Source organism: Microbacterium sp. LWO12-1.2 (assembly GCF_040675875.1).
Classification (GTDB): domain Bacteria; phylum Actinomycetota; class Actinomycetes; order Actinomycetales; family Microbacteriaceae; genus Microbacterium.
This window is the reverse complement of the sequence record NZ_JBEGII010000001.1, coordinates 2,741,666-2,759,561: the sequence shown is the minus strand read 5'-3', so window position 1 is coordinate 2,759,561 and position 17,896 is coordinate 2,741,666. Positions and strand designations below refer to the sequence as shown.

Here is a 17,896-nt window from a genome sequence, read left to right as displayed (position 1 = left end):
GGTGGCGGCCCGCCCATCCGTCACCATGTGCCATCCGTCACCACGTGCCATCCGCCGACATGCCATCCGACACCACGTGCGACGGGACCGGCGCGTGGATCATGTCCGCGGCTGCGTGACAGGCGCCCCAGCGTCGTATCCACCGCGGCGGGCCCCGCACCACCCAGCGTCGCGTCCACCGCGGCGGCCCCGCACCACCTCACGTGATCGGCGCCGACGGATGCCGTCCCCCGCGTGGCGCGTAAAGACCCCGCTCCCGTCGCGGTATCGCAACCGAATCCGAGGGTTCGGGTGCTCTATCGCGACGGGAGCGGGGTGCGCGGGGCGCCGGAGGAGGGTCAGCAGGTCTTGGCGGCGAACGCCTCCGTGACCGTCGAGCCCGAGACCGTCGCCTGTACCTCGCCCGCGGCCACGGCGGCGGCACGCGTGCTGAAGCTCACTGTCTTGGTCTGGCCCCCGGCGAGGTCGACCACCTGCGTGCCGTAAACGGACGACACCGTGACGCGTGCGGCGTCCGTGCCGGCATTGGCGACCTTCGCCGTGACCACGACCTTGCCCGCCACGCAGCGCGTCGACAGATCGAGTCCGATGCCGGGGGTGACGGTGATCGTCGCCGTGACCGGCATGCGAGAGGCGTCCTGTGCGACTCCGCGCACCGTGAAGGTGCCGGGGCTCGCGTAGTCGGCAGGGTCGACGCCCTCCCACGCGACATCGACCGTCGCGGTGGCACCGCTCGCCGTCGTCAGCGTCGCTCGCGGCAGCACGGGCGAGGTGCCCGCGCGGGTGGATGCGGCGATCGGGGCGACGTCGGTCACCGCGATCTCGGGCGCGAAGCCCTCCAGCACCGTCTGGTACTCGGCGCGCGTCACCGGGATCACCGTGCCGTGCCGCGGCTTGCCGCCGTCGCTGTTCTGCGGCAGGTTCGCGCGCAGGGTCGAGCCCAGCGCCTGCCACGACGAGCCGTCGGTGATGTCGTCGGAGCCGAACGGGATGTAGTGGTTCGGTCCGCCGTGGTACGACGGCTGATCGATGAACAGATACCAGGACAGGCCGTTCACATCTCCGGGGTTCGCCGCGAAGATGTTCGGTCCCTCGCCGCTGGAGTACGTGCCGCCCGGTTCGCCGTTCGGCAGCCCGGTGGCGATCCGCTCCTTCACGAGGGTCCACTCGTCGGCGCTGCCGCTCGTGCCGGGCAGCGCACCGCTGATCGTGGCGAGCAGGTCGGTCGACTTCTCCTCGCGGATCGTCATCGACGCCTCGTCCTTGGTGAAGCGGTAGTAGACGCCGTCCTCCTCGGCGACGGTCGAGTCGATCAGGCCGAGGCCCGTTCCGCGCCGCACGTCCGACCAGATCTGTGGCTCCGAGAACGTCACGAAGTCATCGGTCGTCGCGTACATCATGCGGTTGTAGGTCACGGCGGTGCGGGTGGACGCATCCGTCGTCGGGTAGAGGTTCGACGCCCAGAAGACGACGTACCGCTGGATCTCCTCGTCCCAGTACGCCTCCGGCGCCCAGGTGTTGCCCGCGTATGCCGACGACACCTTCACATGGCGCTGGGCGGACCAGTTCACGAGGTCGGTGGACTCCCACACCTCGATGTACTGCGATCCCGAGATCTGCGCGGTCGAGAAGCCGCCGGCCAGACCGTCGATCTTCAGGTCGGTCGCGAGCATGTAGAACTTGTCGCCCTCGTGCGAGCGGATGATGAACGGATCGCGCAGACCCTGCGTGCCCTGCGTGGAGGAGAAGATCGGCTCGCCGCCGTTCAGTGTGTTCCAGCGCAGCGCGTCGTCGCCCTTCGAGGCCGCGAGGCTCACGCGTTCCGCGCCGGCACCCTCACCCGTGAAGAAGGCCCAGACGTAGGCCTCCGGGTCGGCGTCATCCGCCGGCTGCGGCCGTACCGTCAGCGCGAACGTGCGCGTCGCCGTGGCCTCCCCGCTGGATGCCGTGACTGAGAGCGTCGCGGATGCCGACGCCGCACCGGTGGCCGGGCGGGTGATCGACACGGTCGCCGATCCGTCACGCACACCAGCGCGGAGCGCAGCGGAGGCGGAACCGCTCGTGACGGTCCAGGTCAGAGTCGACCCGTTCGCGCCGGTCGTGGGAACCGAGAACGACGCCCTGAGGTCGTCGGAATCGGCCACTGTCACGGCAGCCAGATCGGCATCGGCCTTGGCCTGGTCGGAGAGCGCGGCGGGCACGGTCACCGTGAACGTCCGGGTGGTCAGCGCTCCGCCGACCGTGAACGTCGCGGTGAGGGTGGCCACGGCATCCGTCGACCCGGGGGCGGGGCGTTGTACAGCGGCGGCACCGCCCGTGATCTGCACGGCGGGGCTGTCGGAGGCCCAGGAGATCGCGACGCCACTGGTCGTGGTCGGCAGCGTGAACGCCTCGGTCGCGGTCGTCGGCACAGTGACGGAGGCCACGGCCCGTTCGAGCGCCTGATCCGCGAAGATCTGCTGCACCTGCGTGGCGCTGAGCGCGCTCTCGTAGACGGCGAAGTCGTCGACGTCACCCGCCCAGCCGGCGTCGTTGTAGGTCGAGCGTCCGAGATAGCCCACCAGGGTCGAGCCGAACGACGACACGTCGCGCGCGATCGCGACCGACGAGATCTGCGCGCCGTTGACGTACGTCGTCAGGGTGCCTGCAGTGCCGTCGATCACGCTCGTGTACAGCGACATCCCGGAGGGTGTGCGCGCCCCGGCGGTCGCGGCGTTCGTCGCGCCGGCACCCACCTCGGTGCCCCACGGGGCTCCCGCGTTCGTGGCGTTCGTCACGACGGACTTCACATACCCGCTCGGGTTGGCCGGGTTGAGCAGCCAGTAGCCGCTCGAGTAGCTCGCACCGGAGGCGACGGGAGCCCCGAGGAACGCGGCCGCGGTGTTGGCCGGACCGGTGCGTCCGCTCAGCCAGGTCGAGATCGTCAGCGTCTTCTTGCCGACGAGTCCTGAGGTCGGGATCTCGAGGTAGCCTGCGCTCGACGCGCCGCCGCCGGGTAGCGAGAGCTGCCCGTTCTCGACCTTGGCGCCGTTCTGCCTGATCGTGGCGTCGTAGCCGTTTCCGCTGGCGTCACCGACCGTCGTGCCGGCGGCGGCATCGAACGTGTAGTGGATGAGGGGCGTCGGCCCCTCGGCGGCGACCGAGGCCGTGTGCGTCGACACGGCTCCGATCGCCACCACGGTCGCTGCGGCGGCGGCAACGGCCGTCACCTTCCGGATGCTCCGGGTGAGCAGACTCGTCATGGTCATGTCTCCGATCAGTTGCAGGTGCCGGCGGCGAGCGGAGCGGATCCCGTGAAGGTCTGCCCCTCGGTGCCGGTCGCCGTCACCGTGATGGTGCCGGCGGGAACGGCGGCGAGGCGGGTGGCGAACGACGCCGAGGACGACGCCCCCGCGGCGAGCGACAGCGTCTTCGAGCCGTAGGGAGTCGTGACCTTCACGGATGCCGCGACCGCCGCCGTGTTGCGCACGTTGACCACGACCTGCGCCTTGCCGAGCACGCAGCGCAGGCTCGTCGTGGTGGTGATGGTCAGAGTGCTGACGGGGACCTCTTCCGAGGCCGACGTGGCGACCAGGCCGTCGCGGTACCCGTCGTACGTCGCGGTGACGGCGGTGACCTCGGTGGGGATGTCGACCGCCGCCGTGCCGCCGGAGAGGGGTACCGTCGCGCTCCAGTCGCCGCCGGTGAAGGTGACGGTTCCCGCCACATCGCCATCGTCGGCCGCGGTGACGGTTGCCGTGGCGCGGCCGCCGTCGACCTCGAGCGCGGTGGTCGAGGAGACCGCCGCGATCGACGTCCAGTCGTGCATCGCGGTGAGCACGGTCTGGGGGACGCTGACGAAGGCCCCGTGACGCGGGCTCGCCGGGAGCCCACCCGCGGGGCGGACGTTCCAGGTCGAGCGCTGCGAGAGGCGGTCGGCCTGACTGCTCGACGCGATCTCCGCACCCGTGGTGAGGAACGCGCGGTAGCCGCCAGCGCTGTAGTTGTCGACGAGGAAGACGTAGCCGTCACCCGAGGTGTTGTTCGGGTCTCCCTCGTTGAGCTTGATGATCTCGGGGCCCTCACCCGCCTGGCCGGTCTCGAGCGTCGTCATCCGCGTGTCGGTGAGCTGCCAGGTCTTCGTCGGGTCGGCGTTCCAGTTCGACGAGGTCGTCGGTGCGGTCAGCACGGTGGAGCGCTCGAGGAAGATGTCCTTGCCGGCCTCGAGGGTGCCGGCGGCTCCGGACTCCTCGTTCTTGGTGAAGCGGTAGTAGTAGTCGCCGATCTTCGTGACGGTCGAGTCGATGCGCGCGTAGCCGGTGTCCTGCCAGCTGGTGGGCGGGTAGGTGAACGTCTTGAAGTCACGGGTGGTCACGTAGAACATCCGGGCGTACAGGTTGTCGCTGTTCGTGTGGCTGGCGTCGGAGTACTTCCGCGAGGCGAAGAACACCACGTACGACTCCAGGTCATCGTCCCAGTACGCTTCAGGCGCCCAGGTCATGCCCGCCTCCGGCTGGTTGATCGTGATGCCGCTGTTCTCGCCGTTGGTGCGCGTCCAGGAGACCATGTCGGTCGACTCCCAGACCTCGACCTTGAGGCTCCCCTGCGACTGCGCAGGACCCCAGCCGGTGCCGCAGCTGATGCAGAGATCGGTGGCGATCATGTAGTACTTGTCGCCGTCGTGCGAGCGCAGGATGTACGGGTCGCGCAGACCGGTGGTGTCGGCGGTCGACGTGATCACCGCCTTGCCGTCGTTCACCGGGGAGAACGTGAAGAAGTCGTTGCCGCTCGTCGCGGCCTGATAGATCTTCTCGTCGCCGTCCGACTTGAAGTACGCGCTGGCATAGCCGGCATCCGGGGCGGTGCGGGCGTGCTCGGCGACCGTCACGGTGAACTCGCGCGAGAGCGTCGTGCCGTTCAGCGTGGCGTGCGCGGTGAGGGTGACATCGCGGTCGCCCGTGCCGTATGCCGGGCGCTCCACGATGCCGCCGCCGCGGTAGGCGTCGGCGCCGCCGACGAGGGGAGCGACGTAGGCGGCGTCCGTGGCCGTGACCAGGTCCTCGTCCGAGGACGACCAGGTGATGGTCGAGCCGTCGACCGCGCCCTTCGTCACCAGCGCGAGGTTCTCGGTGGTGCGCTCGGGCAGATCGATCGCGTCGAGATCTGCCGACGCGGATGCCGCGACGACGGTCACGGTGAAGGTGATCGGCGATCCGGAGGCCGGTGTCGCGGTGATCGTCACCGTGGTGTCGGTCGAGATCGCGCGCGAGACGACTCCCGTGTTCGAGATCACGGAGGTGTCGGACGACGACCAGGTGAGGGCCACGCCGTTCGAGGACGCGGGGAAGGTGAGATTGCTGCGCACCGAGTCGAGGGACGCGTTGGCTCCCTGGACGATGGGGAGCAGATCGCCGCGGAGCAGCGCCTGCGTGGTGGCGGACTTCTCCGACGAGGCCGGCATGCTCGCCGACACCTGGTCGGCGGTCAGCGACGTGTCCCAGAACCGCACGTCGGTGACGTCGGCGGCGAGCAGCGCGTCGCCCGTGTAGAGCGAGCGGCCCAGGTAGCCGAGGGTGCCGCTCGCCGGCACGATGGAGCTGAGGCTGGAGGAGTGGGTGGTCGTCGAGATGACCTCGCCGTCGCGATACAGCGTCAGAGTGTTTCCGCTGCCGACCATGGTGAGGGTCGTGAAGCCGGGGTTGAGTCCGCCGCCCGCGGGCAGGCGTACCTCGCCGTTGCCCGTGGGGGTCTTGACCCGGATGCCGGAGAGCACCTGGTTGCTGTACCCGCCCTCGCCGGAGCGCGGGTTCACGAAGACGTGGTTGCCGAGTGCGGTGGTGTTCCAGGCGCCGATGCCGTTGCCGATCACCCAGCCGAACTGATTCCCGGCGGTCTGCGTGGCGACGGTGTACTCGACCGTGAAGTCGTTGTCCGCACCGGTGACGAGGCCCTGGGGGAGCGCCGCATAGCCGTCCTTCTTGAAGCGCAGCACATCGTCGCCGCCCGCGTCGACGAACGAGGCGTCCGTGAAGCCGGTCAGGGTCGCGTTGCGTCCGTTGCCCGAGACGTCGAGCAGAGAGGTGCCCGAGTGGGACATGTCGTAATGCGCGCTGGGTGTCGGCACGTCGGCGGCGAACGCCGCGGAGGGGGCGAACGTGCACAGCGATGCGGCGAGGGCCCCGACGACGCCTGCGGCCGTCAGCCGTCGGCGCGTGCGCGGGGGTGGGGAGGTGCGGGATGCGCTCACAGCGGGATCTCCTGTCGTCGTTGACTGGATGCCCAGCGCTGACGCGGTCATCCGGGGGCCCTTCGGGCGGGCTCTCCGGAATGTTAGCGGACACATTGCCGGAAATACAGGGGTGGTCCGAAAACCGCAGAGTCGAGAGCTCGGGCTGTGCGTCGCCACTTGACGTGCGGATGACCGGGATCGTAGGGTATCGATGTTCCCGCTAACAATCTGGGGACGGCTGCACTCTACTGGGGGAGTGCGCCGGGCAAGGGCGCCCACGCAGTTCCTGCCCGATGCCTGAAGCGAACCCGACAGCCAGCAGGCTGATCATCGATTCGGCACGGTACCCGCCGGCCGAGGAACTGGAGAGACCAACATGAGCAAGAAGAGCCTGGCAGCGCGCTGCGCCGCCGGAGTCGTCGGCGGCCTGATGCTCGCCGGTGTGGGCGTCGCCGCCTTCGCTGACCCGAGCGAGAACGGAACCGGCGACGTCGATGTCACGGTCGACATCGCGTCCACCGAGACCGGCGCACTGAGCCTCACGGTCGCCGGAACCGAGACATCCCTCACGGAGACCGGGTCGACCGCGTCGTTCCGTCAGTTCACCGGCGCCCTGCCGAACGTCACCGTGACCGACACCCGCGAGGATGTCGACCCCGGCGTCTTCTGGTACGTCACCGGGCAGGCGAGCGACTTCGTCGGCGCTGCAGGACAGGCGAGCATCACGCCCGACCACCTCGGCTGGACGCCGAGCATCGTGACCGCCAACGACGGCGAGGTCGCCGAGGGTGACACGGTCGGCACCTCGATCGACGGCGGCGCGAACGGCGTCGGACTGGTCGGCCAGGAGCTGCTCGCACTCGCCCTCGACTCGGCTGACGCGCAGGCGGCATCCGGGCAGTGGACCGCGACGGCGAACCTCGTGCTGAAGACTCCTGTCACCGTCGCGCCCGGCTCATACACCTCGACGCTGACGCTGTCGCTGTTCGAAGACTCGTACTGAGCACCCCTCGTCCGCCGGAGCCATCATGATCACCCGCCCCCGTACCCGGATCGCGCTGAGCACCGCCGCTCTGCTCGCGGTGCTCGGAAGCCTGACGCTCCCCTCGAGCGCGCTCGCCGAAGACACGCAGGCCGACGCGGTCTCGTGGTCGGTGTCTCCGGCGGACGCGACAGGTGAGGACGGTCGCGTCGCGATCGAGCGCGAGTTGGACCCCGGCGCGAGCGTCGAGGAGCACGTCATCGTCCGCAATCTCGGGGCGAGTGACGTCGTCTTCTCGCTCTCGGCCGCTGACGGCTTCTACACGGAGGCGGGCAGGTTCGACATGCTCGCCTCCGACCAGGAGTCGACGGGGGCCGGTACCTGGATCGGCATCCCCGACGACGTCGAGATCCCAGCGGGCGGCTCGGCTGTCATCCCGTTCACGATCACCGTGCCAGAGAATGCGGAGCCCGGCGATCACGCGGCCGGAGTCGCGGCATCCGTCATCTCGGTCAAGACCGACGACTCGGGGGCGACGGGCGTCGGTGTCGAGAGTCGCGTCGGCGTGAAGGTCATCACACGCGTCGCCGGTGCGATCACACCGGCCTTCGCCGTCGGCGACGTGCAGACCGACTTCCGGGTCGACGCGAACCCCTTCGAGGCGGGGGAGCTCACGGTCACCTTCGACGTGGAGAACACCGGGAACGCACGGATGGACGCCGTCGGCACCCTGCAGATCGCCGGTCAGCAGGTCGCGTTCCCCGCGGAAGGACAGCGTCCGCAGGTGCTGCTCCCTGGCGAGACGCGCTCTTTCACGCTCACGCTGACGGGCGTCTGGCCCCTCGTCTTCCTCTCGGGTGATCTGACGGTCGCGCCGACCGCCGCATCGCTCGACGGAGAGGCGCTCGCCGTGGAGGCCTCGACGACGCAGGTCACGGTGTGGGCGATGCCCTGGCCGCAGCTGCTCGTCGCCGCAGGGATCGCGTTGCTCGCGTGCGCACTGCTCTGGAACCGCATCCGCTCCCGTCGCCGGGTCGAGGACCTGATCTCCCAGGCCGTCGAACGCGGGCGCGAAGAAGCCCTGTCTCGCCCTGACCACGGACGAGAGAAGGTCGCCTCGTGACGTTCCCCCTCGCGCTCATCGACGATACGGATGCCGATGTCATCGGCGGCGTGAAGATCCATGTCGAGATCGCGCCACTCAGCACTCCGCCACCCATCGATGGCCTCGCCGGCACCGGTGCGGATCTGCCGATGCTGCTGATCGCCGCCGGTGTCGCACTGCTCGTCATCGGGGCGATCGTCGTCCTGCGACGGGTCAGGAGGCGATCCGCGAGCTGACCTCTCCCCGTCGGATGCCATCCGCCGAAAATCTCGGCGGATGGCATCCGCCGAACGCGCCCCTCGCGCACTATCGTTGTACCGTTCGCGGTCATCGTGCGAAGGGGGGCTTCCATGACCACCGATTCCGCATCCGCCGGCGGGTCACGCAAGCCGAGCATCTACGACGTCGCCGATCGCGCGGGCGTCTCGCACATGACGGTGTCGCGCGTGCTCAACGGCCACCCGAACATCCGCGCGTCCACCAGGGACAAGGTGATGACCGCGATCGACGAGATGCACTACACGCGCAGCTCGATCGCGCGCGCCCTCGCGACCAACCGGGCGATGCGTATCGGCGTGATCGTCGACAACCCCGGCTTCTACGGCCCGAGCAGCGTCTTGCGGGCGATCGAGGTCGCCGCCAGGCAGAACGGCTATGCCGTGAGCAGCTTCTCGGTGGGCGATGCCGACGGTCGTCGGGTCGATGCCGGTGTCGTCGAACTCGTGACCCAGGGCGTCGACGCCCTGTGCGTGATCGCGCCGCGCGCCTCTTCACTCGACCTTCTGCGCCAGCAGGCGATCTCGCTCCCCACACTGGTGGTCAAGGAGGAGCCGGACGAGCAGATGCACACGGCATCCGTCGACCAGCGGGCAGGGGCGACGGCGGCGGTGCGTCATCTGATCGACCTCGGGCATCGCACGATCCTGCATATCGCGGGCCCACCCGACTGGTTCGATGCGAAGGCGCGCACCGAGGCCTGGCAGGCCGTGCTCGAGAAGGAGGGGTTGCCTGTCGTGCCGCCGCTCATCGGCGATTGGTCCTCCGACTCCGGATACGCCTTCGGGCGGGAGCTCGAGCTCGGCGAGGCGACCGCGGTCTTCGTCGCCAACGACCAGATGGCGCTCGGGCTCATGCATGGTCTGGCGGAGCGCGGCATCCGCGTGCCGGAGGATGTGAGCGTCGTCGGGTTCGATGACGTGCCGGACGCGCGGCACTATCAGCCCCCGCTCACCACGGTGCGTCAGCACTTCGCACTGCTGGGCGAGGTCGTCATCGGCGAGCTGCTCGCCGCGATCGAGGGTGAGGAGACCGAGGAGCGCGAGCTGATCCAGCCCGAGCTCCGCGTCCGCTCCTCGACCGCTGCGCCTCGCGCCTGAGGGTGCTGCCCCGCTGAGCTGCGGTGGCGGATGCTGCGGCCGGACGAGCGAGACTGTTGACGTCGACACAGGGCTTTCCCTATGCTCATTGTTACCGCTCACTGTTGACGTCAACACACTCTGAGGACAGACGATGAAGTCGAAGAGAATCATTTCCGCGTTCGGGATCGGCGTCATCGCCGCCGGCATGCTCGTCACAGGGAGCCCCGCGGCCGTCGCGGCCGCCGTCCCGCTCACGATCACGCCCAACCCGGCCTACGCCTCCGAGCCGTTCGAGGGGTGGGGGACCAGCCTGGTCTGGTTCGCCAATGCCACTGGCGGCTATCCGGATGACGTCCGCCAGGACCTCCTCGACAAGGTGTTCGGTGAGGACGGACTCAACCTCAACATCGCCCGATACAACATCGGCGGGGGCAACGCGACCGATGTGCCCGGCTACCTGCGCCCCGGCGGAGCGGTCGACGGCTGGTGGAACCCCGATCTGGCCAGCTCGACCTACGCCGACCGTGCCGACTACCGCGCGGCCTGGGATGGCGACGACCCGGCGAGCTACGACTTCGAGGCGGATGCGACCCAGCGGTGGTGGATCGACGCGCTCAAGGACAAGATCACGCACTGGGAGGCGTTCAGCAACTCCCCGCCCTACTTCCTCACCCAGAGCGGCTACGTGTCGGGCGGCATCGGCAACGCGACCAGCGAGCAGCTGGCCCCCGCCGATATGGAGGCATTCGCGGACTATCTCGTGACGGTGGTCGAACGCATCGAGCAGGAGCACGGGATCGACTTCGAGAGCCTCGACCCGTTCAACGAGCCGAACACGAACTACTGGTCCACGACGCTGGGCGGCAACGGCTGGCCGACGTCGGCAAGCCGCCAGGAGGGTGCCCATGTCGGCCCGGCCGCGCAGGACCAGATGATCAAGGTCCTCGCCGCGCGGCTTGCCGAAGCCGGCACCACCACCGACGTCCCCATCTCGGCCATGGACGAGACCAACCCGGGAATCTTCGCGACGAACTGGAACGCCTGGAGTGACGAGGCCAAGTCAGAGGTCGCGCAGCTCAACGTGCACACCTACGGCACCTCGGGCAGGCTCGTGGTGCGCGACATCGCGAAGAGCGCCGGCAAGCCGCTGTGGATGAGCGAGGTCGAGGGCGACTGGGACGGTACCGGGTACAACCTCACCAACATCGAGAACGGCCTCGGCATGGCCGGGCGGATCGTCGACGACCTGCGCGAGCTCGAGCCGAGCGCCTGGGTCTTCTGGCAGCCGGTCGAGGACACGTACAACATGGAGAAGGTCGAGAACAAGAACTGGGGTTCCGTGTTCGTCGACTTCGACTGCAACGCGGATGGCGACTCGGAGCGGCGCATCGCCGACGGCGAGGCCGATCCGAGCTGCCAGGTGCAGACCAACGCGAAGTACAACACCGTGCGCAACTTCACGCACTACATCCAGCCCGGTGCCGCGCTGATCCCGACCGACAACACGCAGACCACCGCGGCGGTCGACGCGGATGGCGACGGTCTCACCCTCGTACACGTGAACTCCGAGCCCACAGAGCGCCGGATCACGATCGACCTCTCGCGCTTCGGCTCCGTGGGGGCCGGTGCGACGGTGACGCCGATCGTGACCACGCAGTCCACGACGGAGGACCCCGAGAGCAACGCGCTCGTGCAGGGTGCCGCCGTGGCGGTCGACGCCGCGAGCCGCACCGCGACGATCACGGTGCCCGCGAAGTCGGTCACCACGCTCCTCGTCTCGGACGTCTCGGGCGTCGCGGACTCCGCCACCGCGCTGCGCGACGGGCACAGCTACCAGCTCTTCGGCGCGCAGAGCGGCAAGGCCTTGGCCGCGAACGGCGCGGCTGCGGTCATCCGCACCTCCGCCACCACCGCGGATGCCGCCACCGCACAGACCTGGACAGTGCAGAGCCTCGCGGGCGAGGGCACCGACCGTCATCGGTTCGCCCTGCGCTCGGGCGACGGCCGCTATCTCGCCGAGTCCGGCGGTGCGGTGACCGTCGTCAGCGCGAGTGCTGAGGATGCGGCATCCGACCCGGCCCTGCAGTGGATCTCGTCGACGACCGACGGCACGACCTTCTCGATCCTCAGCGTCTCGAACGAGAGGGTGCTCGACGTCAACGGTCAGAGCAGCGCCGATGGCGCGAGCGTGGGACTGTGGACGTCGAACGACGGATCGAATCAGCGGTGGACCCTCGCCGACACCGAGATGCTCTCGGTGACGGACATCGCGACAGGGACAGCGACCGGCGTCGCTCCCACTCTCCCCGCCACCGTCACGCTGGTGTACCGCGGCGGCATCGAGCGCACGGCCGCGGTCTCGTGGGCCACGACCGGCGTCGACTGGTCGTCGCCCGGCACCCGCACCGTGGTCGGCTCCGGCACCGACCTGTTCGGCGCGTCCTTCCAGGCGACCGCGACGATCGAGATCGGCAGCGTCGGCTTCACCGAGCCCGTGTCCGTCACGACCTATGCAGGAGCGCCGCTCGCCACCGTGCAGGCATCCGTTCCCGGCGCGGTGCCCGCGCTGGTCGGCGCGACCGATCAGCGGATCGACACGCCCGTCACCTGGAACTGGGGCGGCATCTCGACGGCGTCGTTCGCGAGCCCGGGGGTCGTCACGGTTCCCGGCAGCGCGCAGGCGCCCGGCGGCACCGCGCTGACGGCGACGCTGTCGGTGATCGTCACCGAGCCGGCCGCGGCGAACGTGGCGCCGGCGAGCACGGCATCCGCCACGTTCACCGAGAGTTCCAGCTACAGCGTCGACCGCACCAAGAACGGCGTGACGACCGACAAGGGCTGGTCGAACTGGAAGTCCGGCACCAAGAACGCGCAGGACACGCTGACCTACACGCTCGCCGCGGGCTCGACCATGCAGAACGCGAAGGTCTTCTTCTACAAGGACGGCTCGTCGAACACGTGGCCCCAGTCGCTCTCGGTCGAGTACCGTCTGGGGACCGGTTCGTGGACGTCGCTCGGGTCGGTCGACGTGCCCGTGCCGGCAGACGGCTCGGCACCGATCGTCGAGGTGCCGATGAAGGGCGTGCAGGCGGATGCGGTGCGCGTCGTGATGAACGCACGCTCCGCGACTCACCTGGTCGTGTCCGAGGTCGAGCTCTCCGCCTCGGCGCCCGGCGTCTCTTCGGTCGCCGCGCTCGCTGCCGTGTCGCTCGACGGCACGCGGCTGGCCGGCTTCTCGTCCGAGACCACCGAGTACGAGGTGCCGTGGGCGGCGGACGAGCGACCCGTCGTGCGTGCCGTCGCCGTCGATCGCGCGGCATCGGTGGATGTCTCGCAGCCGGATGCCGCGGGGGAGTCCGTGATCGTCGTCACGGCGCCGTCGGGTGCGACGCGCACCTACACGCTCACCTTCGTGGAGGCGGCGGAGCCCTCGCTCAGCGCGACCGTCGCGACCACCGTGCGCTGCGTCGCCGGCAAGGCGCAGCTGGTGCTCTCGGTCGTCAACACGGGTGATGTCGTCACCGACATCACCGTGACGACTCCGTACGGCACGAAGTCGCTCGTCGGCGTGGAACCCGGTGCCCGTCCTGCGGCGATCGCACAGGCCACCAGGCTCGCATCGTTCCCTGCGGGCAGCGTGCAGGTGGACCTGGCCGCGACCGTCGGCGGCACCCGCCTCACCGAGAGCGTGCAGGTGGCGTACCTGCCCGGTTCCTGCCGCTGATCATCGGGAAGGGAAGGCCCTGCGGACGCGGTCCGTGGGGCCTTTCCGGCGTCTGGGGGTGGGCGGAGAAGGGCATCGACGTCGCCGAATGTTTCCGCTAACATTCTGGTGGAGTCGCGCTGATGCGGCTCACACATCAACCGAGGACTCATCGATGACGCTGCCTCCCGCCCCCCTTGCCCCTTCGCGCACACGCCGCACCGGTGCGCGCCGCTCCCTCGTCGCCGGGGTCGCCCTGAGCGCGGTCATCGCCGCCCCGCTCGCCGTGGCGGTCCCGGCCTCCGCGGCGGAGGACGAACATCTGCAGCTCAGGTACGCCTTCGACGAGACGGCCGGCACGACGGCGCACGACAGCTCCGGAAACGGCCGCGACGGTGTCATCGCGGGCGGGGCGGTTCTCACCGGCGGCGAGGGCATCTCCCTGGACGGCGTCGACGATCACGTGGCACTGCCGTCGAACACGCTCGCCGGGCTCACCTCGATCACGGTCAGCACCGAGGTGCTGGTCGCTCCGGCTCAGAAGACCGCGTACATGATCTGGGCGATGGGCAACACCGACGCCGCGGGTGTCGGCAACGGCTATCTGTTCGCGACCGGCGACGCCTACCGGGCCGCGATCGCATCGGGGAACTGGTCGACCGAGCAGGGGATGAACAGCGGGGCGAACCTCGCTCGCGGGTCGTGGAAGACCCTCACCTACACGCTCGACGACGCCACCGACACGAGCAGGCTCTACCTCGACGGGGTGCAGGTCGCCCAGAACACCGGCGTCACGACCACACCCGCCCAGATCGGCTCCGGCGTCACCGCGGCCAACTACATCGGGCGTTCGGTCTACTCCGCTGACCGATACCTGCTCGGCAACGTGCGCGACTTCCGCATCTACGACGTCGCGCTCTCGTCCGGCGAGGTCGCGGCGCTGGTCGCCGACGACGCCGTGCGGGTGCAGCGCGACGGCTCCGCGCTGAGCCTCGGCGACACCGGCGCGGTGACCGCTGACCTCGCGCTGCCCGCTGCCGGGGCCAACGGTGCGACAGTGACCTGGTCGTCGAGCGACGCCGATGTCGTCTCGGATGCGGGCATCGTCACCCGCCCCGCCGCGGGCGAGGTCGATGCGACGGTGACCCTCACGGCGACCCTGACCCGTGGTGGATCGTCGAGCACGAAGGAGTTCGCCGTCACCGTGAGGGCCCTGCCAGGAGCGGATGCCCGGGCGCAGGCCGACCTCGATGCGATCGTGATCCCCGGCGCTGCCGACATCCGCGGCAACATCACCCTGCCGACCGACGGTGCGGTGAACGGCTCGTCCGTCGCCTGGAGCGCTTCCCCCGATGGCATCATCACGACGGACGTGCAGGGCGACAAGGCCGCGGGTGTGGTCACCCGAGGCGCCGCCGACCAGCAGGTCGTGCTCACCGCGACCGTGGCGGGAACCAGCGCGACCCGCAGCTTCCCCGTGACGGTGACCGCGGCGCCGGAGGGCCTCGACACCGACTACACCGCCGGGTACGTCTGGACCCACTTCGCGACCGAGGGCGGATACGAGAAGATCTTCCTCGGGTACAGCCAGGACGGCCTCCAGTGGTCGAAGCTCAACGACGACGCCGCGATCCTCGCGAACCTGGCCGGCGACCTCGGCGTGCGCGACCCGCACCTGGTGCGCGCCCCCGAGGGGGACAAGTACTGGATCATCGGCACCGACCTGCACGCGGAGGGCGGCGGAGCCGGAGGCTCCGGCTGGGACCAGCTCAACGCCAGCCAGAACATCGTGGTCTGGGAATCGACCGACCTCGTGAACTGGAGCGACCAGCGCATCGTCTTCGCCGGTTTCGACCAGGCGGGATGCGTGTGGGCGCCGGAGGCGACCTACAACGAGGCGACCGGCGAGTACTACGTGTACTGGTCGGCGCGCGATCGCAGCGAGAACGGCACCGATGACTGGGCGCTGCGGGTGTATCTGACCAAGACACGCGACTTCGTCACGTTCTCGGAGCCGGAGGTCTGGCTCTCGCTCAACGAGCAGGGCGACGGCGCCGGCGGCGCGAACATCATCGACACCACGATCGCCGAGGAGGACGGCATCTTCTACCGGTTCTCGACCTCCGACTGGCAGACCGTGGTCGACACGGCCACGAGCCTCGACGGCCCCTGGACCCGCGTGATCGATCGCGGTGAGGCCGAAGCCCACGGGCTCAAGGCCTCGATGGAGGGGCTGACCGTGTATCAGCTGCCCGACGGGCGCTGGGCGGTGATGGGTGATCAGAGCGGCTACTACGCGCACGTCGCCGATTCGCTGGCGAGCCTCGACTTCACCCAGCTGGCGGTCGGCACCGGGGCCGACCAGTACTCCTTCGACAGGGCGTTCCGGCACGGGTCGGTGCTCCGGCTCTCGGAGCAGGAGCAGGAGCGACTGCTGGCCGCCTATGGCGACGACCCGGTCGAACCGGAGGAGCCGTCCGAGGAGCCGATCGCCGCGTACACCTTCGACGACGGCACGCTCCAGGACTCGGCGGGGGCGGCGGATCTGACCGCATCGGGCAGCGCGGCCGTGGTCACGGACGCGGAGCGGGGCAGGGTGCTCCGCCTCGACGGATCAACCAACGGCTTCGCGTCGTTCCCGCAGGGCTTCTTCGACGGTCGCAGCACCATGACGGTGTCCATGGACGTGAAGAGCGAGAAGTCGAATGGCAACTTCTTCACCTTCGCGTTCGGCAAGGACTCGAACGCGTACTACTTCCTCCGGGTGCGGGGCACCGACGTGCGCAGCGCCATCACGAAGGCGTCGTACCAGAACGAGTCGGCGGTGACCGGTTCGGTCTCCTCGGGGGAGTGGCACCACTACGACCTCGTGTTCGACGGCGCGCGGATGACGGTGTACGTCGACGGAGTGCGGCTCGGCGAGAACGCCGCGCTGAACACCACGGTCGACGGTCTCGGGGCGAACCTCCTCGGCTACCTCGGCAAGTCGATGTACGGCGCCGATGGCTACTTCCAGGGTGCCTTCGACGATGTGAAGGTCTACAACCGGGCGCTCACTGCATCCGAGATCCTCACCCAGGCCGGGGCGTTCGACCAGCTCACCGGCATCTCGCTCGCAGACGCGGCCGCGCTGAAGCTCTCCCCGATCGCCGACGGGATGGACCGCACAGCAGTGCTGCCGCTCGTCAAGGGCACGGATGTCTCGGCGCTCGCCCCGACATTCACCGCCGCCGAGGGTGTGACGGTCTCGCCGGCATCCGGGACCGTCGTCGACCTGTCCTCGCCGGTGGAGTACACGCTCACCGCACCGGACGGATCGGAGGCGATCTGGACGCTCACGGCCCAGATCGTGAACTCCCCCGTGCTCGAGGGGCTGTACGCCGATCCGAACATCGCCGTCTTCGGCGACACCTATTACATCTACGCCACGACCGACGGATATGCGGGCTGGGGCGGGAAGGACTTCTACGTCTGGTCGTCGAAGGACCTCGTGGACTGGACCCGTTCGGAGGAGCCCTTCCTGACCCTCGACGGGGCGAACGGCAACGTCCCGTGGGCGACGGGGAACGCCTGGGCGCCGACCATCATCGAACGCGGAGGCAAGTACTACTTCTACTTCTCCGGTCACAACCCCACCTACGACCGCAAGACCATCGGAGTGGCTGTCGCCGACAGCCCGGTCGGTCCCTTCGTCGCCCAGCCGACGGCGATGATCGTCAACAACGAGGCCGTCACCTCGGGTCAGGCGATCGACCCTGCGGCGTTCCACGATCCGGTCACGGGGAAGTACTACCTCTCGTGGGGTAACGGCAGCCCGGTCATCGCCGAGCTGAACGACGACATGGTCTCGATCAAGGCGGGCACCTACCAGCGGATCACCGGTCTGACCGACTTCCGCGAGGGCGTCTTCCTCAACTACCGCAAGGGCCTGTACCACCTGACGTACTCGATCGACGACACCGGATCAGAGAACTATCGCGTCGGCTACGCGACGGCGACGAGCATCAACGGGCCGTGGACGTATCGCGGTGTGATCCTGCAGAAGGACCCCTCTCTGGGGATCCTGGCCACGGGGCACAGCTCGATCATCAACGTGCCGGGCACCGATGACTGGTACATCGCCTATCACCGCTTCGCGATGCTGGGTGGAGACGGGCAGAACCGTGAAACGGCCATCGATCGTGTGACGATCGGCGCCGACGGCCTCTTCCAGACCGTGCAGCCGACCCTCACGGGTGTCGCGGCGCAGACCGTCGGCGCGCGGTTGGACGTCACCGCCACGGCCGCCACGCGGTGTGTGGCGGGCAAGCTCACGCTCGTGGTCACGGTCGCGAACGGTTCGGACCGCGCGGTCACGGCCTCGATCGGCAGCGCCTATGGGAGCAAGGCCGTCACGATCGCGGCCGGCAGGACGGCCTCGGCGACGTTCTCGACGCGGCTCGCGGCGATCCCGACCGGCGCTGTCACGGTCGACGCGACCGCGGAGGGGGCCACGGACGCTTCCGTCACGGCGACGGTCGCGGCCGCTTCCTGCGGCTGA

The 17,896-nt window shown here is 69.3% G+C and carries 8 protein-coding genes; 6 read left to right on the top strand and 2 right to left on the bottom strand.

What is annotated here, in order from left to right; genetic code table 11:
• Positions 1-338: 338 nt before the first annotated feature.
• Positions 339-3,248 (bottom strand): immunoglobulin-like domain-containing protein, encoded by a 2,910-nt coding sequence (locus tag MRBLWO12_RS13200; protein WP_363556162.1) that lies wholly within the window; start codon positions 3,246-3,248, stop codon positions 339-341.
• A gap of 8 nt (positions 3,249-3,256) precedes the next feature.
• The gene (locus tag MRBLWO12_RS13195; protein ID WP_363556160.1) at positions 3,257-6,277 is read right to left on the bottom strand and encodes an immunoglobulin-like domain-containing protein; all 3,021 of its coding nucleotides are present in this window, start codon (positions 6,275-6,277) and stop codon (positions 3,257-3,259) included.
• A 307-nt stretch (positions 6,278-6,584) separates the two neighbouring features.
• On the opposite strand from MRBLWO12_RS13195, the gene MRBLWO12_RS13190 reads away from it, so the two are divergent.
• The 6 genes from MRBLWO12_RS13190 to MRBLWO12_RS13165 all read left to right on the top strand — a co-directional run bounded on the left by MRBLWO12_RS13190 (position 6,585) and on the right by MRBLWO12_RS13165 (position 17,896).
• Complete coding sequence (locus MRBLWO12_RS13190; protein ID WP_363556158.1) at positions 6,585-7,211, top strand: hypothetical protein; 627 nt, start codon at positions 6,585-6,587, stop codon at positions 7,209-7,211.
• A 25-nt stretch (positions 7,212-7,236) separates the two neighbouring features.
• Positions 7,237-8,313: a hypothetical protein gene (locus tag MRBLWO12_RS13185; RefSeq protein WP_363556156.1), complete on the top strand. Its 1,077-nt coding sequence runs from the start codon at positions 7,237-7,239 to the stop codon at positions 8,311-8,313.
• On the top strand, positions 8,310-8,531 hold the full coding sequence (locus MRBLWO12_RS13180; RefSeq protein ID WP_363556154.1) for an LPXTG cell wall anchor domain-containing protein: 222 nt from the start codon (positions 8,310-8,312) through the stop codon (positions 8,529-8,531). Before MRBLWO12_RS13185 ends, MRBLWO12_RS13180 begins: the two co-directional genes overlap by 4 nt.
• Positions 8,532-8,645: 114 nt before the next feature.
• The gene (locus MRBLWO12_RS13175) at positions 8,646-9,671 is read left to right on the top strand and encodes a LacI family DNA-binding transcriptional regulator (protein ID WP_363556152.1); all 1,026 of its coding nucleotides are present in this window, start codon (positions 8,646-8,648) and stop codon (positions 9,669-9,671) included.
• A 133-nt stretch (positions 9,672-9,804) separates the two neighbouring features.
• On the top strand, positions 9,805-13,377 hold the full coding sequence (locus tag MRBLWO12_RS13170) for a glycoside hydrolase (RefSeq protein WP_363556150.1): 3,573 nt from the start codon (positions 9,805-9,807) through the stop codon (positions 13,375-13,377).
• Positions 13,378-13,531: 154 nt separating this feature from the next.
• Positions 13,532-17,896 (top strand): family 43 glycosylhydrolase, encoded by a 4,365-nt coding sequence (locus MRBLWO12_RS13165; protein WP_363556148.1) that lies wholly within the window; start codon positions 13,532-13,534, stop codon positions 17,894-17,896.

Bases quoted from the DNA above. Each gene is read 5' to 3' on its own strand.
- MRBLWO12_RS13165 (WP_363556148.1), top strand. From the start codon at position 13,532: ATGACGCTGCCTCCCGCCCCCCTTGCCCCTTCGCGCACACGCCGCACC.
- MRBLWO12_RS13195 (WP_363556160.1), bottom strand. From the start codon at position 6,277: ATGACCGCGTCAGCGCTGGGCATCCAGTCAACGACGACAGGAGATCCC.
- MRBLWO12_RS13175 (WP_363556152.1), top strand. From the start codon at position 8,646: ATGACCACCGATTCCGCATCCGCCGGCGGGTCACGCAAGCCGAGCATC.
- MRBLWO12_RS13200 (WP_363556162.1), bottom strand. From the start codon at position 3,248: ATGACCATGACGAGTCTGCTCACCCGGAGCATCCGGAAGGTGACGGCC.
- MRBLWO12_RS13190 (WP_363556158.1), top strand. From the start codon at position 6,585: ATGAGCAAGAAGAGCCTGGCAGCGCGCTGCGCCGCCGGAGTCGTCGGC.
- MRBLWO12_RS13170 (WP_363556150.1), top strand. From the start codon at position 9,805: ATGAAGTCGAAGAGAATCATTTCCGCGTTCGGGATCGGCGTCATCGCC.
- MRBLWO12_RS13185 (WP_363556156.1), top strand. From the start codon at position 7,237: ATGATCACCCGCCCCCGTACCCGGATCGCGCTGAGCACCGCCGCTCTG.